Origin of the sequence: Microbacterium plantarum (assembly GCF_035231185.1) — a bacterium.
GTDB classification, from domain to species: domain Bacteria; phylum Actinomycetota; class Actinomycetes; order Actinomycetales; family Microbacteriaceae; genus Microbacterium; species Microbacterium plantarum.
The window spans coordinates 2,860,523-2,878,497 of sequence record NZ_CP141117.1 but is presented as its reverse complement, the minus strand read 5'-3'; the positions used below and the strand labels follow the sequence as shown (position 1 = coordinate 2,878,497).

Genomic DNA, 17,975 nt, shown 5'->3' with positions numbered 1-17,975 from the left:
GAGGGTGCGGGCCCGCTGTGTGCCGGGGCATGTGCAAGGGTGGAGGGGTGAGCACGCCGAACGCACCGACCTGCCCCGCCGTCGCGCACTGGCGCACGGCGACCCGCGACGACATCGACGTCATCCACGGCGTGCTGGTGGCCGCCGACCGGGTGGACCACCCGACATGGACGACTCCGCGCGAGGACGTCGCCGAGACGTTCGAGCTGTCGCACGTCGACCATGAACGCGACACGTTGATCGCGTTCGATGAGACCGGCGAGGCGCTCGCGGTCGGTACCGTCACCCTGCATCCCTCGCGCGAGGAGCACCTGCACATCTACCTCACCGGCGCGGTGCGGCCCGACCGGCGCGGCCGCGGGATCGGCACCGCGCTCTTCGCATGGCAGCACGAACGCGCCGAGGAGCAGCTGCGCGAGGCGGCGGCAGCGGATGCCGCGGCGGCGAGCCTGCCCGCCGAGATCCAGGTGTACGCGTCGGAGAAGGACACGGCTCTCGAGCGCATCGCCGAATCGCTCGGCTACCGCACCGAGCGCTGGTTCTCGACGATGCACCGCGACCTGTCCGAACCGATCGCCGCGGTGACGACGCCGGACGGCATCGAGCTGGTGCCGTTCTCGTCCGATCGTGCCGAGGACGCGCGGCTGGCGCGCAACGACGCGTTCCGCGACCACTGGGGCAGCCTGCCGAGCCCGCCGGAGCGTTGGCAGCAGTTCATCGGCGGTCCGTTCCTGCGGCCCGATCTGTGCACCCTGGCCCTCGACGGCGGCGAGATCGTCGCGTTCTGCCTGGCTTCCGTGAACGAGGGCGACTTCGCCGTCCTCGGCCCCAACGCGTACATCGATCTCGTCGGCGTGGTCCGGTCGCACCGCAGGCGCGGGCTGGCGCCGGCGGTGATCTCGCGGTCGCTCGCTGCAATGCGGGAAGCGGGCCTCGGCACGGCGGTACTCGACGTCGACACCGAGAGCCCGACGGGCGCCAACGCGCTCTACGGCGGTCTCGGGTTCACGCCGTACGAGCGCGACCGGGTGCTCGTCCGCCGCTACTGATCCTCGGCGCGGCCGAACAGTTCGAGCAGGGTCGTGCGGGTCTGCTCGGCGGCCCACTGTGCCGCCGCGAGCTGGGTCGCGGCACCGTCGACCGCGCGCTTCACCGTGCGCGCGTAGATGTCGCCGCCGGCTGACTCGGGGTGGATCTGATCGCCGGCGAGCAGATCGTCGTGCCCGGCGATCGCCTGCGACCAGTCGGCGACGGCGACGCGAGGGTGCGACGCCGCGAACGCCGTGAGGTCGCTGTTGACGCCGGGGATCCAGTCCCGCGGTCCGTACGCATTCACCAGGATGACGTAGCGATCGGGGCCGGCGGCGTCGACGATGCTCTGCAGCGCCTCGGTCGAGACCGGGCCGTTCGTGCCGAGGCCGACCACGACATACTCGCGCAGTTCGCCAGAGGCGGCCAGATCGTCGATGATCCGCGCCCCGGCCCACAGCGATCGCGACACCTCGGCGTCGACCTCGATACCCGGCATCGCCTGGAGGAGCCCCGGGGCGGAGGCGAGCATGACCGAGTCGCCGACGGCACTCACGCGGGTGCCGTCGACCGTCTGCGCCCCCGGCGCGGGGGCCGGTGTCGGCAGCCGCCGCGCCTGCTCCAGGGCATCGCGACCGGCGTCCACCGCGCTCTGGCTCGTCGTGGTGCGCGGGGCGGCCGCCACCGCCGCCGTCGTGCCGCCGAGGGCGAGCGCGGCGACGAGGGCGACCGCCAGCGTCGCGGCGCGCCGCGACGGGCGCGCGCGCAGCCCGTGGCGGGCCAGGGCGAGCGCACCTCGGAATCCGTGGCGGCGGACGGGCTGCTCGAGCCAGCGGTACGACCCGGCCGCCAGAACGACCGAAGCCAGCGCCACGCCCGCGCCCGCCAGGACCGGGACGCCCGTCTCGGGGCCTGCGCCGGTGAGCTGGAACGACAGCAGCACGAGGAGAGGCCAGTGCCACAGGTACACCGCGTACGACCGTTCGCCGAGCCACCGCAGCGGGGCGATGTCGAGCGCGCGACCGAACCACGAGCCCGGCCACGCCGCGATCAGCAGCACGACGGCGGTGAGGAGCGACGCGGCGAGGCTCGAGGCCGGGAACGTGATTGCCTCGCCGCCGCCCACGGCTGCGGCGGCCACGATGCCCGCGGTCGCGAGCGCTCCGACGATCACGCCCCACACGGGTCCGACGCCGGCGACCGACGACCTCCTGACGACGAGGCCGTGGAGGGCGAACGCGACGGCGACGCCGATCAGGAGCCCGAAGGCGTGCGTGTCGGTGCCGAAATAGACGCGAGTGAGGTCGGCGCCCGCGGTGACGCTCGTGAACGCCCACGCGGCCGACAGTGCCGCGAGCCCGAGCGCTGCCGCGGCGCGCGAGCGGCGGCCGGGAAGCAGGAGGAAGAGCGGCAGCAGGAGCGGCCAGAGCAGGTAGAACTGCTCCTCGACCGCGAGCGACCACAGGTTGCGGAAGATCTCGGGGTCGGCCGCGGAGAAGTAGGTGCCGCCGTCGGCCATCGACACCCAGTTGTACGAGAACGTGGCCGCCCCCAGCACATGGAGGCCCATGTCGACGAGGACGTCGCCGCCGACCAGCCAGGCCAGCGAGGCGCTCACGGTGACGACGGCCGCGAGGGCGGGCAGCAGGCGCCGCGCGCGCCTCGCCCAGAAGCGTCGCAGCCGGATCCGCCCCTCGCGTGCACGTTCGCGCAGGAGGAGCGTCGTGATGAGGAAGCCGGAGATCACGAAGAACACGTCGACGCCGACGTAGCCGCTCCGCAGGAAGGCGTCGGGGAAGAGGTGGTACACGACGACGAGCACCACGGCGACGGCGCGCAGGCCGTCGAGTCCCGCGATGCGGGCGCGCGGAAGAGGCGGAGGAGTCATACGGCTGTGTCCGGGGTCGTCGGGGGGACGGGCGGCGGCAGCCTCCCAGTGTAGAGCGGGTGCCTGGGGGTGATGTGGTAGACCGGAGGAGAAGCGCGGATCCCGCGCGGACCGTGTCGTGAGAACAGGTGGAACATGGGCGCTCCCGAGGTGCTGGTGCTGGGTGAGGCGTTGGTCGACATCGTCGAGACCGACGATGGTGTGACCGAGCACGTCGGCGGCAGCCCGGCGAACGTGGCGGTGGGCGTCGCCCGGCTCGGCGTCCCCGCCCGGTTGGCGACGCGGCTCGGACGCGACGAGCGCGGTGAGCGGGTCGCCCGCCACGTGAGCGAGGCCGGCGCCGTTATCGCCGAGGCGTCGTGGACCGACGCCGCCACCGACACGGCGCGCGCCCGCATCCGCCCCGATGGCTCGGCGGAGTACACGTTCGAGGTCGCCGGCGTCGTCGAGCCCGCTCCCCGTGGCGATGCCGTCCTCGTGCACACCGGATCGATCGCCCTGTTCCTCGACCCGGGCGGAGAGACCTGTCTCGCGGCCCTCGAGTCGGCCCGTGGTCACGCCGTCGTCACGGTCGACCCGAACATCCGTCCGGCGCTCGTCGGCTCGCGCGAGAGCGCGCACGCGCGCTTCGCGCGTGCGGCCGCCGCGGCCGACCTCGTGAAGCTCAGCGACGAGGATGCCGCGTGGCTCTGGCCCGGCGCCGACTCGCGGACGGTGCTCGAGACCATCGCCGACCTCGGCGCCTCGGCGGTCGTCATGACCCGCGGGGGAGAGGGAGCGATCGGGCGGGCGCCCGACGGTGCGATCGTCGAGGTCGCCGGGGTCGCCGTGACCGTGGCCGACACGATCGGCGCGGGCGACTCGTTCATGGCGAGCCTCATCGTCACCCTCGTCGAAAGCGGCGCGCCGGCCCACGGCGAAGCGCTCGCGCAGGCGATGCGGACCGCTGCGCGCGCCGCGGCGATCACGGTGTCGCGGCCGGGGGCGAACCCGCCCTCGCGCGCGGAGCTGGAAGACTGATCGGGTGCGCCTGAGACTGGACATCGCCTACGACGGATCGGGTTTCTCGGGGTGGGCGCGCCAGCCCGGTCTGCGCACCGTGCAGGGGTCGATCGAGGCCGCCGTCAGCCGGGTACTCGGCGGCGATGCTCAGCTCGTCGTGGCCGGGCGCACCGATGCCGGTGTCCACGCGTCGGGCCAGGTGGCGCACCTCGACCTGAGCGAGGCGCAGGCCGCGAGACTGCAACGCGGACGCGACCCCGAACCGGCCGCCCTCGCCGGGCGGCTGAACGGCGTGCTCGGACGCTACGCAGACGTGCACGTGCGGGCGACGTCGGAAGCACCCGCCGGTTTTGATGCGCGGTTCTCGGCGGTCTGGCGACGGTACGCCTATCGGGTCGCCGACCGGACGACCGGATACGACCCGCTCGAGCGCTTCCGCACGACGTTCGTGCCCGTCGCTCTCGACAACGCGTCGATGGATGCCGCAGCCCGCAGCCTCACCGGGCTGCACGACTTCGCGTCCTACTGCAAGCCGCGCCCCGAGGCGACGACGATCCGCACGCTGCTCGAGTTCGACTGGCGGCGCGACGAGAGCGGCGTGCTGGTCGCGAACGTCAAGGCCGACGCGTTCTGCCACAGCATGGTCCGCGCGCTCGTCGGAGCCTGCGTCGCGGTCGGCGAGGGGCGGCTGGACATCGAGGATGTGGCGGCGCTGCGCGACGAGCGTCACCGCACCAGTGCCTTCGCGGTGCTCGCCGCTCGCGGGCTCACCCTCACCGAGGTCGGGTACCCCGCCGACGACCTCCTCGCGGCGCGGGCGGAGCAGACCCGCGCCCGCCGCGCAACAGACACCTGACCGAAAGGAAGCGGGCGTAGCCTGGCGGCACCATGAAGGTCATCTCGTACAACCTGCGCAAGCACCGCGCCGCATCCGAGCTCTCGGAGCTCGTCGAGCAGCACGGTGCCGACGTCCTGTGCCTGCAGGAGGCCGACACCAGCGGCATCCCGGATCGGATCGGCGGCCTGCGGCTGGCCGATGCGACGGCCCGCAACCGTCTCGGGCTCGCCGTCTACTACCGCGAGAACACCTACCGGGCAGTCGAGGTGCGTTCGCTCGCGCTGAAGAAGTCGCTGCACGACCGCGTGTTGAAGCCCGCGGAGGAGCGCATGCTCGGTGTTCGGCTCCGCGATATCGACGACGGGCGCGACCTGATCGTCGCGAGCTTCCACGCGGCGCCGCTGACGGCGCTCAACTCGCTGCGACGCAACCAGATCCAGGCGGCGCTCGGTGCGCTGTCCGAGCTCGGCGCGGGCCTGCCGATCCTCATGGTCGGCGACTACAACTACCCCGTCTTCAAGGAGAACCTCGGGCAGGTGGTGCGCAAGCAGGGGTACGAGCTGACGCTCAGCGATGCCCGCACGTACACGCGGTACAAGTTCTTCCGCGGGCACTACGACTTCGCGACGAGCGTCGGGTTCGACATCTCACGGGTGCAGACGCTGCCGCAGGGGGCGAGCGACCACCTGCCGATCCTGGTTAGCGCTGAACCGGTCTGAGCTGAACCGGTCTGAGACGCCCGAAGCGCGCCGAGAACGACGGATGCCCCGGAGCCGAAGCTCCGGGGCATCCGATCATGCGTTGCGCCTGATCAGGCAGCGGCCTCGCCGTTGCGGTGACGGCGGACCGTGCTGGCCACGGCGATGCTGCCGCCGGCGAGGGCGAGAGCGCCACCGCCGATCCACAGGCCGAGGAGAGCGGCGTTGTCGCCACCGGTGGCGGGCAGCGTGCCCGATCCACCGGTGCCGCCCGTGCCGCCGGCGGCGGCCGGAACGGCGATGGTGACGCTGCTCGCGCCGGAGACGGCGCCGTCGGCGGTGAGCGTGTACTCGCCGCTCGCGTTCGCGGGGAGCGTCACCTGGAAGGCGACCTCACCGGCCGCGTTGGCAGCCTTGGTGGTGCTGGTCGAGGTGACCGCGAACTTGACGAACGCGACGCTGCCCGCAGCAGCGTTCTCGCCCGTCAGGGTGCCGGTGACGGTCTCGTTCGGGTCGAAGTTGTTGAAGGCGATCGTCGCGGTGCCGCCGGCGGTGACGGTGACGGACGAGCCGCCCACGGGTGCCGGGGTGTAAGCGTTGGCGATCGCGGGGGCTGCAAAGACAGCCGCTGCTGCGATGGCCGAGGCCGCCGCCGCCTTGATGAGACGGTTCTTCATGAGTCCTGCTTTCCTTGGGGTCATCCGGAGGCTCACACCCAACGGAGAAGTAATACTAAGGATTACGTCAGGAGTGGTCATAGCAAGTATTCAGGGTCGGAGGTCCCTGATGCAAGCTGGAACATTTCCATCGCGTTAACATTTCGCGATCCGGATGCCCGGCGGCGCGCCGCGGACGGGGGATTCAGCGCGCGTCGCGTGCGCGGCGCACAGCGGAGGCGAGCGCGATCGTCGCGCCCGCGGCCACGAGCGCGCCGCCGCCGACCCACAGTCCGAGCGACGTGCGAGCGTCGCCGCCGGTGGCGGGAAGACCGGCCGCGTCGACGACCGAGGCGCTCGCGGTGCCGCCGGCCGACGATGCCGAGATCGCCTCGATGTTGTAGACGCCGACCGCGTCGGAGGGGAAGGTCAGGGCCACGGGGGCGAGCGCGCCCTCCGCGGACGATTCGCGCACCGTGCTGCCGGTGGAAACGGCGAAGGCGACGCGTGCGAACGTGACGCCGGCGCCGTTCTCGCCGCGGACCGTGATGGTCACGGCCTCTTCCGGACCGAACGTGCCCTCGGCGCAGGCGAACTCGACCGTGCCGCCGGCGACGAACGCGCTCGGCGTGGTCGTGCAGGAGTTCGTCGGCGGGTAGATGGTCGCGCCGGTGGCGGCGGACGCCGCGGCCGGCAGCGCGATGATCGCGGCGGCGAGAGTCGCGACGGCGACGAGGGAGACGGTGCGGCGCATGATCGGTGAGTCTATGCGTCGCCGCAACGAGCGACAACAACGGTAGGCCGGTCCGCGTCGACCGTCGGGGTGACGGCGGCTGTCGCCGTCGTCGGACCGCCCTGCGCGACCACGCTCACGGTGGCCGTGACCGACTCGCCGGGCGCGAGATCGGAGGAGAACACCATCACCTGGCGCCCGGCGTGCGAGCCGCCGCCGAAGCCCGCGCCGTCGGATCGGGCCGCAGACGACAGGGCGTAGCCCTCGGGCAGGTACAGGTAGGCGACGGTGCGGGCGACGCCGGCGGGAACGCCGAAGCTGCCGCCGCCGGTGACGTACGACGGGAGCGAGGTCGCGGCATCCGCCGGGGCGTTGTTCGCGATCGTGACCTCGAGCGTCACGGGCGACGAGGTGCGCCCGTCGCCACCCACCGCGCACGTGTCCCAGGCGAGACGGGTGTCGGCGGTGACGTAGTAATCCATCTTCGAGCCGGTGCCGTCGTTGAGGAACACGCCGAACCCGGCGGTGTCGGCATCGGTGGTCGGCAGCGGACCGGCCAGGGTCGTGTCGGCGAGGACGGCCTGGTCCTCGGGGATCGCGCTCCACAGCAGCAGCCGTCGCTCGTCGCCGGCACGACCGAGCGCGGCGATCAGCTTCGCCGGGTCGGCGCCGCCGGCCGCGAGCCGCTCGAAGACGGCTGCCGAGGCCGCGGCGAAGAACGCATCCTGTTCGCGCGGGTTCTCGTAGCGCGCGTACACGTCGTTCAGGAGCAGCGAGACGGCGTTGTCGGCGGAGATCACATCACCCGTCGGAAGCTCGATGGGGCCCGTGGCGTCGAGGATGTACGACAGGGCGACGGGGTCGGTCGCGATCACGCCGTCGACGCTCTGCCCGGTCTGGCGCAGCAGCATCTCGCGCGCGAGCGGGCCGCCGACGGAGAAGTCGGGGATCTGCGTGACGTTCTGGATGTAGCGGCCCGGACGGGTCTCGTAGATGCGCTCGACCTCGGCATCGAGGGGGAGCACCGGCTCGCCGAAGTTGGGGAAGTCCGAGGACGAGGCCTGGCCCGCCAGCTCGATCCGGCCGTCGACGGTGCGCACGATCGCCATCGCGCCGACGATGCCGCCCGTCGAGCGCCACTCGGCGTTGTTCTGGAACGCCAAGAGATAGTTGCGTTCGCCGGAGGCGCCGAGCATCGCGGGCAGGAGCGTGGCGGCGCGGGCGAGAGCGTCCGTTGCCGTGGCGCCCGTGTCGAGGAGGTCGATGACGTCGTCGACGGCGGCGCGCACCGGGCCGATGAGGGGGGTGTCGTCGAGAGCCCGCACGGATGCCGCCGCGGCGGCCACGGTGTCGGCGCCGGCGCGGGCGGGCTCGGCGATCTCGCGGAACACGGCGGTGTCGATGCGGCCGTCGACCGGTCGGAAGGAATCGGGCGAGAAGGCCGACGCGACATCGGCGAGCGGGAGGAGGCCATCACGCGCGATGTCATCGGCCGCCGCGGCGATCGTGCCGACGGCGTGGAGCTGAGGCCCGACCCAGGGGGTGCCCTCGACGAGCGACCAGACCGGGTCGGACGTGAGCTCGCGCGCCCGCTCGGCGTGGTCGGCGACGTCGTTGATGTGCGGTGCGGCCGCCGCGGGGTCGGCGATCAGATCGACGGCGGTGCGGGCGGATGCCTCGACCTCGCGGAGCTCGCCGTAGGCGAGGGCGCCGCGCACCCCGACCCACGCGGCGATCGCGACGAGGGCGATCAGGAGCGCCCCGGCGAAGGCTGCCAAGACGAGCTGCGTCCGGCGCAGAGGGCGGGGCTGGTCAGCGGTGCGCACCCGATCACTCTAAGGGGCGGGGGCGTGCGTACACTTTGCGAGAGGAAGCGGAGGACTCGATGAAGCGACGCTGGGGGACGGCCGCCGCGACAGCGGTGATGGCTGTGGCTCTCGTGGGATGCGGGCCCGCGCCGTGGAACCTCCCGTCCGCTGACGGCGGCGACGCGAGCAGTCCCGCGCCCTCTCCGAGCGTCTCGCGCACCGCCGTACCGCCACCGGTGCCGAACGACCTCTCGAGCGGGTCGACCGAGCGCCAGGTGACTGCCGGCGCCGTGACCGGGTCGCTCAACTACTGGTCGGACCTGTCGATGGATCGGTGGTCGGCGACGGCCCTCAAACCGGTCAGCCTGTCGCTCGTGACCACCGTCAGTCCCGACGACGGACAGAAGGTCTACCTGCAGAAGGCGACGATGATCGCCGTCCCCGGCAACGCCCAGGGCGACATGAGCCCGCTCGCGCCGACGTCGGACCAGTCGGCCACGAACCCGGGCTACCTCGTGCTCTCGCCCTACAGCTACTCGCAGACCTTCTACGTCGGAGAGGTTCCGCCCGAGGCGACGTTCGTGACCATCCGGTTCACCTACGACTTCCTCGTGCAGACGACGCCGACCTCCGACGAGTTCGCGAAGCAGACCGCGACCGACAGCATCACCGTCGCGATCGCGGCGGCATCCGAGGCCGACGGCGGGTGAAACCTCAAGGTCGCCGCAAGGCAACCTGAAGAGATCGGAAAGCGGCCGGGATCGCGTCGGCCGGGGTGCTTGTATGGCGAGGCCCGCGGCATCCGACGCTGGTCCCGCCTTGAGAAATCCGGTCTGCCATGTCTCCGCGCCGCACACCCGCATCCCGCACTCGTGCCCTCCGCACCGCCGTGTCGGCGGGCGCCATCGCTCTCTCGCTCGTCGCCCTGTCGGGCTGCTCGCAGCTGACCGGGATGATCAACTCGGTCCAGGGCGAGCCGGTGTCGGCGGTTCCGGCGCCCGCGCCGTCGCAGTCGCCCGCCATGGCCTTCAACTCGCAGTTCACCTACGACGGTTCGGTCTCGCTCTCCTCCGACGTGGCGCAGGACCTCGAGCTTCGACTCGACGTGTGGGCTCAGGACCCCAAGCGGACGCAGGAGTGGACTCCCGGCGCCGAGAAGACGTTCGGCTTCGCCGTCAACGTCCACGACAACCGCGTCGACGAGAAGTCGGTCCTCTCGCAGAAGCGACGCGTGTTCATCTCGTCGATCTCGATCACCTCGCAGACCGCGCAGACCTCGGGCCAGGTGCAGAGCCCGTTCCAGTTCAGCGCCGACCCGCGCACGCTCGTTCCCAGTGACACGATCCGTTCCGACCGCGGGCTGCTGCTCAACAGCTTCCAGGGCGGGCTCTACGTGCCCGAGACGGTCATCCACGGGCTGCCGGCCGACACCTACGGCATGACGCTCGAGTTCGCGATGACCGTCTGGGTCGAGGGCAACGCCAACGACGACGCCAGCTTCACCCAGCAGACGGTGTACCAGTACCTGCCGGTCGCGATCTCCAGCGAGGAGCAGGCGGCGGATGCCGCTCCCGCGCCGGCTCCCACCGCGACTCCCTGACCGTCAGACGCCCCGAATTCCTTGCGCAGAAATTGCGGTTGACTTCGTCCTCTCTGAACACGGCGCGTTCCAGAATGGATCCCGGCGGGCAACAGCCGCCCATCACCTCGCACAGGATGTGACCGCATGACTCAGACGCCGTACACGCCGTACACGCCCAACCCGGCGTTCGGCCAGCAGCAGCACCCCGCCCCGCAGGCGCCGGTGCAGCTGGCCGACCACTTCGAGACGGCGGTCCCCGACGACTTCGAGTCGGTCCTCGAGAACACGACGGTCCACCGTTCCACCATCGGCTGCGTCATCCCGGCGTACAACGAGGAGGAGTCGATCGCCGACGTGATCGAGGGCCTGCTCGCCCAGACGCGCGTGCCGGACGTCATCCACGTCATCGCGAATAACACCTCCGACAACACGGTGAAGATCGCGGCCGGGTACGCCGGGCCGCACGAGGTCACGACCGAGCTCGGCACGCAGTTCACCGAGGTCTTCGTCCACGACATCGGCAAGAACCCCGACAAGAAGGTCGGGGCGCTCAACTACGGCTACTCGCTCGTAGAGGGGTACGACTACCTGCTCGGCGTGGACGGCGACACGATCGCCGACCGGCGCGCGGTCGAGTACCTGGAGTCGGAGGCGGTCGGCGATTCGCGCATCGGCGGCATCTCGGCCATCTACTCGATCGACGACAAGCCCATCAAGGGAACGATCGCCAAGTTCCTCATCGCCGGTCAGCGCACGCAGTTCGCGGCCTTCAACATGCAGAACCTGCTGCGCGGACGCAACATGGCCGTCCTCGGCGGGCAGTTCTCGATCTTCTCGACGAACGCGCTGCGCGACGCGATGAAGCAGAACCACCAGTCGACGCCCTGGGTGAAGGACTCCGAGGTCGAGGACTCGCTGCTGTCGCTGCAGATCAAGAGCGCGGGCTACCTGACGAAGATCAGCCCGTATGCCCGCGCCAACGTCGGCGGCATGACGACCCTCAAGGGGTACGACGCGCAGCAGGTGAAGTGGACCTACGGCGCCATCGAGCTGATGTGGCCGGGCCAGCGCGGCGACACGAAGGGACAGCCCTTCCACCCGAACCTGCGACTGCGCTGGTTCGAGAACTTCGGGATGCTGACGAACCTGTTCGTGCGCGTCGCGTTCCTCATCCTGCTCGCCGGCTCGCTGTCGATCAGCGCGTTCGTCTTCTCGCCGCTGTGGCTGATCCCGCCGCTCGTCGCCGTGCTGCTGAACCTCCGCATGGCCCGCAGCATCAAGGACCACAACCAGCGCGACATCCTCTTCGCGATCCTCGTCTTCCCCGCGGAGGCGTTCATGTGGATCAGGCTCGGCCACTTCATGCGCTCGTGGTCGCGGTTCCTGTCGAAGAAGAAGGTCGACAACTGGGCGATGCAGGCCAAGGCCGAGAGCGGTGGCGGCAGCATCGGTCACTGGATGCCGATGGTCATCCTCGCCGCCGTGCTGCTGGCGATGGCCGTGGTCTGGAACCTCATCGGACCCGTCGCGCAGTCGTCGATCCTGTGGATCGGATGGCCGATCGTCGGCGTCGTGACCGTGCTGCAGACGCTGCTGATGTTCTCGAAGCTCGTCCGTCGTCAGAACGGCTACAAGGTCTGAACCGGATGCCGGTCTGAGCGATCAGACCGCTGCGTTCTCCGACGTCATGCGGTACCCGACGCCCCGAACCGTCTCGATGTAGCGCGGGGTCGTCGGGTTGTCGCCGAGCTTCCGGCGCAGGTTCGTCATGTGCGCCTCGATCGCCCGCTTGTCCGCCTCGCCGACGAAGTAGCTCGTGACGTAGGACTCACCGCGCAGGACGAGCGTCAGGTCGGCCTTCGACCGCACGCGGCGCTTCGAGGCCATCAGGGTCGAGAGTAGATCGAACTCGGTGCGCGTGAGGTCCAGCTCGCGTCCGGACACGTAGGCCAGCCGCGTGTCGGTGTCGACCTGCAGGTCGCGGTGCGCGAGCCAGTGCTCTCCCGCGGCCGGCACGAGGTCGCCGGCGGGCTGGTGGACGACGAGGTCGGCGCCGGCCGTCGGGACCGGGGCGGGCATCGGGGCGTCGCTCGGGTGGTGGACGATGACCTGCTGCGGTGGCACCTGCTGGGGCGGCACCTGCTGGGGCGGCGCGGGCTGCTGCGGCATCGGCTGTTGCGGGGCCGCGCCGGGGAAACGGGCGAGGTACTCCTCGTACGACATCGGCGCAGCCTCGGCGGGTGCCGGTGCCGGTGCCGGCGGTGGCGCCGGGGTGAAGGCCGCGGGGCGGGCACCCGGGAAGGAGGGGCCGACCGAATCCTGCTGCGGAGTCTGCTGGGGCGCGGCGGCGCGCGGGCGTCGCAGCAGCGCGTCCACGCGCGCACGGAACTCGCGCGGGCGGAACGGCTTGACGATGTACTCGTCGGCGCCGGAGCCCAGACCGAGGACGACATCCGCCTCTTCGGACAGGCCGGTGAGCATGATGATGTACGTGTCGCTCTGGGCGCGGATGCGGCGGGCGGCCTCGAAGCCGTCGATGCCGGGCATGTTGACGTCGAGGGTCGTCAGCAGCGGGCGGTACGACAGCACGGCCTGGATGCCGTCGATGCCGTTGCCCACCGAGACGGTGGAGAAGCCGGCCGCCTCGAGCACCTCGACGAGGAGATGGCGGATGTCGGGATCGTCCTCGACGATGACCGCCGTCTTCAGCTGCTCGGACATCATGCTCGACACTCGTCTCCCTCAGGTTCGGGTTATTTTGCCACACGCAAAGGACGAGGTAGTTCCCGGGCGCGGTCGGCGGGTCAGGGCGCGACGCCGCGGGTGAGCTCGACGGCCCCGGCGGGCCACCACACGCCGGCGTCCGGGCCGCCGTTGCACGGCCCGTCGCTCTCTCCCGGCGGCTTGATCCACAGGTTCGTGTCGACGACGTCGTCGCCGTAGGTGCCGCTCGGGTCGCCCACGGCGCGTCCCGGCGGATTGCACCACTCGTCGTCACCGGGAGCGCCTGCGCCGTTGCGCGAGGTGTCGACGAGGGCGTGCATGCCGCCGAGCCGATCAGACAGGGCGTGGGCGTAGGCGAACTCGTCGTACGTGTCGTTGAAGTTCGACACGTTCGTCACGAAGCCGCGGACGCCCGAGACCGCGACCCGCTCGACGAGCTCGGCCATCGCGTCGGCCCCGAGCCAGTTCGAGTGCCCGCCGTCGACGTACACCCAGGTGTCCGTGCCCGTGAGGCGCCCCAGGGCGCCGCGCAGCTGGTCGACGCGTTCGTCGACGTTGCCGCACTGGGGCGCGAGCGCGAGGCTGTCGGGCTCGACGATGACGACCTTCTTCACGTCCGGAACCGACCGCAGGGCCGTGCCGATCTGCGTCGTCCACGTCTCGTAGTCCGCCTCGTCGAGGCCGCCCGCGGAGTGATTGCCGCAGTCGCGTCCGGGGAGGCCGTAGACGACGACGGCCATCGCCGTATCCGTCTCGCGGGCCTCCTGTGCGATGTTGAGCACGCGCTCGCCGACCTCGCCGATGGGGTCCTGTTCGGGGGTGAGCCAGTACGCCGTCGGCTGGGCGGCGAGGTACCGGGCGGCGGCGACCTCGTCGGCCGAGCCGCCCTCGGCGACGGCGCGCGCGGCCTTCGACTCCGCGGGCGCGACGAAAGCGGTGCCCACGCCCGGGGGTCTCGCCGTGAGCGCCTGCACCCCGCCCATCACGAGGGAGACCGCCAGGGCGATCCCGGCGACGATGAGGGCGACGGCGGCGACGATGATCGCGATCCATGCCCAGCGAGGCAGCCGACGTCGCCGGCGAGGGGGCCGAGGCGGTGCGGGCCGTTCGGGACGCGGCGGCGCTTCGTAGTGGCCGCTCACGACATAGGGGCCGGCATCGCGACCGGCATCGGGATGCGATGCATCGGAGCCGGGTCGCTGTGCCACGGACTGACTCTAACCGCTGGCGACCGCGAGGCCCATCGTGCCGGTCCGCCGTGGCCGATACCCTGGGGCCATGGGCGACGTGATCCTGGGAGTGACCGACGCGACCGGCGCGGGGGCGCGCGAATGGGCGGTGCGCCGGGCCGAGGCGCTCGGCCTCGCGCTGCGTGAGCTGCTGATCGCCCCGACGCGCGACGATGTCGATCGGGTCGCCGCGGCCACGGCGGATGCCGAGATCCTCGTGCTCCCCGAAGAGCACGGTCATCCGTATCGCACGCTCATCGCGCACGCGCACTGCCCGATCGCGATCGTGCCCGACCACCGCAGCAGCGACGACGGGGCTCCCGCCGTGGCGAGGGAGGGCGTGCTCGTCGGCGTCGACGCGTCGGACGTCTCGGCCCGCGCTCTCGACTTCGCCGCTCGCGAGGCTCAGCGAACGGGGCAGCCGCTCGTGGCGCTCGCGGCATGGGAGCCGGTCTCGGTCGGCACGGAGCCGGGCCTCGACCTCTGGACGGGGCCGATGCCGGTCGACCTGACGGAAGCGACCGCCGGGATGCTCGACCGCATGCTCGAGCCGGTGCGCGCGGAACACCCGCAGCTCGAGGTGCGCACGCGCATCGACGTCGGCGACGCCTCGACGCTCATCGAGGACGCCTCCCGCGGCGCCACGCTGACGGTCGTCGGCTCGCACGGTCGTACCGGGCTGTCACGTCTGCTGCTCGGGTCGGTCAGCGAGCGCGTGGCCTCGCACGTCGGCTCTCCGACCGTCATCGTGCGGTGACGCGCGCCGCGCGAGTCCTGCTCGCCGGCTACGTCGTCGTCCTCGCGCTCATCGCGTTCTGGCCGACGCCCGTCGACCGCGACGCCGGCCCGATCCTCCGGGCGATCACCTCGGCCGTGCCGTGGCTGACCTATGCCCGCATCGAGTTCGCCGCCAACATCGCCCTGTTCGTCCCGTTCGGGTGGTGCGCGGCCCGGGGCTGGCCCCGCTGGCAGGCGTACGTCATTCCCGCCGGGCTCATCATCTCCGCCGTGATCGAGACGGCGCAGGGCATTCTGCTCGCACAGCGGACCGCGAGCGTGTGGGACGTCGTGGCCAACACCCTCGGCGCGACCGCCGGCTGGCTGATCGCCCGCGGGCGGGTCGTCGGGCGGCGTCAGCCGGCCTCGGGCGACTGAGACCCCTCCGACGACGAGGAGCCGCCGCGCGCACGGCGCCGCCGGACCTCGGCCTCGAGCTCGGCGATCTCGATCTCGCGTTCGAGGTCGGCGAGCTGCTGCGCGGTCGTGCGGTAGTCGCGGGGCTGCGGACGGCTCGCGGGCGCGGGCGGTGCCGGCTCGTCCCGCGACCACCGGCGCGGGTCGCCGAAGCTCATCGACTCCCGCGGGGCCGTGTCCCACTCGCGCCCGAGGGTGAACCAGAGCACGGAGCCCACGAACGGCAAGAAGATGATGAACAGCACCCAGGCGAACTTGGGCAGGTGCTTGACCTGGTCTTCGCGGCGGGTGATCGCGTCGACGAGGGCGGCGACCATCAGGACGAAGACGAGCAGGGGAAGCAGCAGATACACCCCGCCAGGGTGGCGCAGATCCGCGCGGTCGCGCAAGGGAGGGGGGATCAGAACGCGTAGCGGATGCGGCACGACGGCAGCTCGCGCTCGATGAGAGCGCAGAGTGTCGCGACGGCCTCGCCCTTGAGCGGTGAGCGGTACCGGACGTTGATGGCGCCGTTCTGCGAGCGTTTGGTCTCCTGCATCCGCGGGGTCCACAGCAGGTCTTCGCCGCGCGGATGCCACCCGAGGTTGACCTCGTGCAGCCCCTCGTTGTGGGTGAGCATGATGATCTCGCACGCCAGCTGCGCCTTGGCGCGGTCGGAGAGCACGTCGTTCAGCTCGCGCAGCAGCGCGGTCCAGTCGGCCACCCAGGTCGGGGTGAGGATGACGGGCGAGAAGTTCAGGTGCACTTCGTAGCCGGCCTCGACGAAGTCGTTGATCGCGGCGATCCGCTCGGCGACCGGCGACGTTCGGATGTCGGTCACTTTCGCCGTGTCGTGCGGCATGAGCGAGAAGCGGATGCGGGTTCGCCCGAGCGGGTCCCAGTCGAGCAGGTCGCGATTGACGTACTTCGTCGCGAACGAGGCCTTGGCCGTCGGCGACATCCGGAACAGCTCGCACAGATCGCGGACGTTCTCGCTGATCATCGCGTCGACCGAGCAGTCGCTGTTCTCGCCGATGTCGTAGACCCACGCCTCGGGGTCGCACTGGTTCGGCTCGGTCTTGGGGCCCTGCCGGGAGATGTGCCGTGCGAGATGGCGCGAGATCTCGTCGATGTTCGCGAACACGGTCACGGGGTTGCTGTAGCCCTTGCGTCGCGGCACGTAGCAGTAGGAGCAGGCCATGGCGCAGCCGTTCGCCGTCGACGGCGCGATGAAGTCGGCCGAGCGGCCGTTGAGGCGGGTCGCGACCGACTTCTTCACACCGAGCACGAGCGCCTCGGTCTTGATCCGCACCCAGCGGCGCACGTTCGTCTCGTCGCCGTGGATCTCGGGAACGAGCCAGTGCGAGTCGATCGGCACGATCTCGGCATCGGGCCACCGCGCCACGATCTCCTGCCCGCGGGGCAGCGCGAGCGCGGCCTCCTCGGCGTAGATGCGGCTGATCTGCAGCAGCGGGGCCCGATCCCGGGACATCCGGCCGGTCAGCCGGCCTGCTCGAGCTCGATCTCGCCGGCGGCGAGGGCGTCGGCGTACGTGCGGACGTCGGGGCCGGGCTCCCAGTCGATGAACTTGTCCTTCATGTGGCTGACGAGCGCGGCGTAAGCCTTGTCGGCGTCGTTCGCGTCATCGGTCGCGGCGACGGCGGCGACGGCATCCTGCAGGACACGGTCGGCGTCGTCGAGCACCTTCTGGCGGGCTTCGTCGTTCCAGTGGATCTCGCTGATCTTCATAGCGGCACGCTAGCCAGCGGGAACGGATTCGGCGACGGACTTGCGCGAGGCCATCCGACGCCCGATGATCCCGTGTCTCGGGCTGAAGAGGTAGACCGCGGCGAACACGACGCCCTGCACGAGCACGACGAGTCCGCCCGACGAGGCGTCCACCCAGTAGCTCAGGTAGATGCCGACGATCGAGGATGCCGCCGAGAGCACCGGCGCGATGACGAGCATGCGGCCGAAGCGGTCGGTGAGCAGGTGCGCCGTGGCTCCCGGGATGATGAGCATCGCGACGACGAGCACGACGCCCACGACCTGGAGCGCGACGACCGCGGTCAGCGCGAGCACGCCCAAGAGCAGCCCCGAGAGGAGCCGGGGCGAGAGCCCGATCGCGAAGGTGTGGATCGGATCGAAGGCGAACAGCGTGAGGTCGCGGCGCTTGATGAACAGGATCGCGAAGGCCACTGCGGCCAGGACCGCGATCTGCACGAGGTCGCCGGTGGAGACCCCGAGGACGTTGCCGAACAGGATGTGGTTGAGGTCGGTCTGGCTCGGCGTGACCGAGATGAGCACGAGGCCGAGCGCGAACAGCGTCGTGAACACGATGCCGATGGCGGCATCCTCCTTGACGCGGCTCGTGCCCCGGATGATGCCGATGAGGGCGACCGCGAGGAACCCGAACACGAGGGCACCGATCGCGAAGGGGGCACCGAGGACGTACGCGAGCACGACGCCGGGCAGCACCGCGTGACTGACGGCGTCGCCCATGAGCGACCAGCCGATGAGGACGAGCCAGCACGACAGGACGGCGCAGACGATCGCGGCGATCGCCGTGGCCGACAGGGCGCGCAGCATGAACTCGTACTGGAGGGGCTCGAGCA

The 17,975-nt window shown here is 71.1% G+C and carries 19 protein-coding genes; 9 read left to right on the top strand and 10 right to left on the bottom strand.

Features of this window, described 5'->3' with window-relative positions:
- The first annotated feature begins 47 nt into the window (after positions 1-47).
- Positions 48-1,049: a GNAT family N-acetyltransferase gene (locus VC184_RS13840; RefSeq protein WP_323986649.1), complete on the top strand. Its 1,002-nt coding sequence runs from the start codon at positions 48-50 to the stop codon at positions 1,047-1,049.
- Here the strand turns inward: VC184_RS13840 and VC184_RS13835 are convergent.
- Positions 1,043-2,917, bottom strand: coding sequence for an acyltransferase family protein (locus tag VC184_RS13835; protein ID WP_323986648.1), 1,875 nt, complete (start codon positions 2,915-2,917; stop codon positions 1,043-1,045). The two genes, VC184_RS13840 and VC184_RS13835, sit on opposite strands and share 7 nt — an antisense overlap.
- Positions 2,918-3,052: 135 nt before the next feature.
- Here VC184_RS13835 and VC184_RS13830 point away from each other — a divergent pair, with 135 nt between their 5' ends.
- The 3 genes from VC184_RS13830 to VC184_RS13820 are packed head-to-tail and all read left to right on the top strand — an operon-like array spanning position 3,053 to position 5,476.
- Positions 3,053-3,937: a PfkB family carbohydrate kinase gene (locus VC184_RS13830; RefSeq protein WP_323986646.1), complete on the top strand. Its 885-nt coding sequence runs from the start codon at positions 3,053-3,055 to the stop codon at positions 3,935-3,937.
- A gap of 4 nt (positions 3,938-3,941) precedes the next feature.
- Positions 3,942-4,775 (top strand): tRNA pseudouridine(38-40) synthase TruA, encoded by an 834-nt coding sequence (gene truA, locus VC184_RS13825; protein ID WP_282501549.1) that lies wholly within the window; start codon positions 3,942-3,944, stop codon positions 4,773-4,775.
- Between the two features lie 32 nt (positions 4,776-4,807).
- Entirely contained in the window at positions 4,808-5,476 is a 669-nt protein-coding gene (locus VC184_RS13820) for an endonuclease/exonuclease/phosphatase family protein (protein WP_112617802.1), read from the top strand.
- Between the two features lie 92 nt (positions 5,477-5,568).
- On the opposite strand, the gene VC184_RS13815 is transcribed toward VC184_RS13820, so the two are convergent.
- The 3 genes from VC184_RS13815 to VC184_RS13805 form a co-directional block, all read right to left on the bottom strand.
- Positions 5,569-6,132 carry a hypothetical protein gene (locus tag VC184_RS13815; RefSeq protein WP_282501548.1) on the bottom strand — a complete coding sequence of 188 codons (564 nt, stop codon included), beginning with the start codon at positions 6,130-6,132 and terminating at the stop codon, positions 5,569-5,571.
- Positions 6,133-6,316: 184 nt separating this feature from the next.
- Positions 6,317-6,865 carry a cell wall protein gene (locus VC184_RS13810; protein WP_269268138.1) on the bottom strand — a complete coding sequence of 183 codons (549 nt, stop codon included), beginning with the start codon at positions 6,863-6,865 and terminating at the stop codon, positions 6,317-6,319.
- An 11-nt stretch (positions 6,866-6,876) separates the two neighbouring features.
- Positions 6,877-8,670, bottom strand: coding sequence for a DUF4012 domain-containing protein (locus VC184_RS13805; protein WP_323986644.1), 1,794 nt, complete (start codon positions 8,668-8,670; stop codon positions 6,877-6,879).
- A 59-nt stretch (positions 8,671-8,729) separates the two neighbouring features.
- Between VC184_RS13805 and VC184_RS13800 the strand changes: the two genes are divergently transcribed.
- The 3 genes from VC184_RS13800 (at position 8,730) to VC184_RS13790 (ending at position 11,875) form a co-directional block, all read left to right on the top strand.
- Positions 8,730-9,362, top strand: coding sequence for a hypothetical protein (locus tag VC184_RS13800; RefSeq protein ID WP_323986642.1), 633 nt, complete (start codon positions 8,730-8,732; stop codon positions 9,360-9,362).
- Positions 9,363-9,490: 128 nt separating this feature from the next.
- Entirely contained in the window at positions 9,491-10,252 is a 762-nt protein-coding gene (locus VC184_RS13795) for a fructose 1,6-bisphosphatase (protein ID WP_282501545.1), read from the top strand.
- Positions 10,253-10,378: 126 nt separating this feature from the next.
- Entirely contained in the window at positions 10,379-11,875 is a 1,497-nt protein-coding gene (locus VC184_RS13790; protein WP_323986640.1) for a glycosyltransferase family 2 protein, read from the top strand.
- Between the two features lie 21 nt (positions 11,876-11,896).
- On the opposite strand, the gene VC184_RS13785 is transcribed toward VC184_RS13790, so the two are convergent.
- Positions 11,897-12,958, bottom strand: a complete 1,062-nt coding sequence (locus VC184_RS13785) for a response regulator transcription factor (RefSeq protein WP_282501543.1) — start codon at positions 12,956-12,958, stop codon at positions 11,897-11,899.
- 80 nt (positions 12,959-13,038) lie between these two features.
- On the bottom strand, positions 13,039-14,166 hold the full coding sequence (locus VC184_RS13780; protein WP_282501542.1) for a glycoside hydrolase family 6 protein: 1,128 nt from the start codon (positions 14,164-14,166) through the stop codon (positions 13,039-13,041).
- A 70-nt stretch (positions 14,167-14,236) separates the two neighbouring features.
- Between VC184_RS13780 and VC184_RS13775 the strand changes: the two genes are divergently transcribed.
- Entirely contained in the window at positions 14,237-14,944 is a 708-nt protein-coding gene (locus VC184_RS13775) for a universal stress protein (RefSeq protein ID WP_282501541.1), read from the top strand.
- Positions 14,941-15,342: a VanZ family protein gene (locus VC184_RS13770; protein WP_269268128.1), complete on the top strand. Its 402-nt coding sequence runs from the start codon at positions 14,941-14,943 to the stop codon at positions 15,340-15,342. Before VC184_RS13775 ends, VC184_RS13770 begins: the two co-directional genes overlap by 4 nt.
- On the opposite strand, the gene VC184_RS13765 is transcribed toward VC184_RS13770, so the two are convergent.
- The 4 genes from VC184_RS13765 to VC184_RS13750 are packed head-to-tail and all read right to left on the bottom strand — an operon-like array spanning position 15,321 to position 17,949.
- Positions 15,321-15,734, bottom strand: a complete 414-nt coding sequence (locus VC184_RS13765) for a PLD nuclease N-terminal domain-containing protein (RefSeq protein ID WP_404568923.1) — start codon at positions 15,732-15,734, stop codon at positions 15,321-15,323. The genes VC184_RS13770 and VC184_RS13765 overlap by 22 nt on opposite strands.
- A 47-nt stretch (positions 15,735-15,781) precedes the next feature.
- Entirely contained in the window at positions 15,782-16,852 is a 1,071-nt protein-coding gene (locus tag VC184_RS13760) for a spore photoproduct lyase family protein (protein ID WP_282501539.1), read from the bottom strand.
- A gap of 8 nt (positions 16,853-16,860) precedes the next feature.
- Positions 16,861-17,109 (bottom strand): hypothetical protein, encoded by a 249-nt coding sequence (locus tag VC184_RS13755; protein ID WP_023954097.1) that lies wholly within the window; start codon positions 17,107-17,109, stop codon positions 16,861-16,863.
- A 9-nt stretch (positions 17,110-17,118) separates the two neighbouring features.
- The gene (locus VC184_RS13750) at positions 17,119-17,949 is read right to left on the bottom strand and encodes a metal ABC transporter permease (RefSeq protein ID WP_407667144.1); all 831 of its coding nucleotides are present in this window, start codon (positions 17,947-17,949) and stop codon (positions 17,119-17,121) included.
- Positions 17,950-17,975 lie beyond the last annotated feature (26 nt).

Bases quoted from the DNA above. Each gene is read 5' to 3' on its own strand.
- VC184_RS13810 (WP_269268138.1), bottom strand. From the start codon at position 6,865: ATGCGCCGCACCGTCTCCCTCGTCGCCGTCGCGACTCTCGCCGCCGCG.
- VC184_RS13835 (WP_323986648.1), bottom strand. From the start codon at position 2,917: ATGACTCCTCCGCCTCTTCCGCGCGCCCGCATCGCGGGACTCGACGGC.
- VC184_RS13760 (WP_282501539.1), bottom strand. From the start codon at position 16,852: ATGTCCCGGGATCGGGCCCCGCTGCTGCAGATCAGCCGCATCTACGCC.
- VC184_RS13775 (WP_282501541.1), top strand. From the start codon at position 14,237: ATGGGCGACGTGATCCTGGGAGTGACCGACGCGACCGGCGCGGGGGCG.
- VC184_RS13785 (WP_282501543.1), bottom strand. From the start codon at position 12,958: ATGATGTCCGAGCAGCTGAAGACGGCGGTCATCGTCGAGGACGATCCC.
- VC184_RS13820 (WP_112617802.1), top strand. From the start codon at position 4,808: ATGAAGGTCATCTCGTACAACCTGCGCAAGCACCGCGCCGCATCCGAG.
- VC184_RS13755 (WP_023954097.1), bottom strand. From the start codon at position 17,109: ATGAAGATCAGCGAGATCCACTGGAACGACGAAGCCCGCCAGAAGGTG.
- VC184_RS13790 (WP_323986640.1), top strand. From the start codon at position 10,379: ATGACTCAGACGCCGTACACGCCGTACACGCCCAACCCGGCGTTCGGC.
- VC184_RS13830 (WP_323986646.1), top strand. From the start codon at position 3,053: ATGGGCGCTCCCGAGGTGCTGGTGCTGGGTGAGGCGTTGGTCGACATC.
- VC184_RS13800 (WP_323986642.1), top strand. From the start codon at position 8,730: ATGAAGCGACGCTGGGGGACGGCCGCCGCGACAGCGGTGATGGCTGTG.
- VC184_RS13795 (WP_282501545.1), top strand. From the start codon at position 9,491: ATGTCTCCGCGCCGCACACCCGCATCCCGCACTCGTGCCCTCCGCACC.
- VC184_RS13815 (WP_282501548.1), bottom strand. From the start codon at position 6,132: ATGAAGAACCGTCTCATCAAGGCGGCGGCGGCCTCGGCCATCGCAGCA.
- VC184_RS13750 (WP_407667144.1), bottom strand. From the start codon at position 17,949: ATGCTGCGCGCCCTGTCGGCCACGGCGATCGCCGCGATCGTCTGCGCC.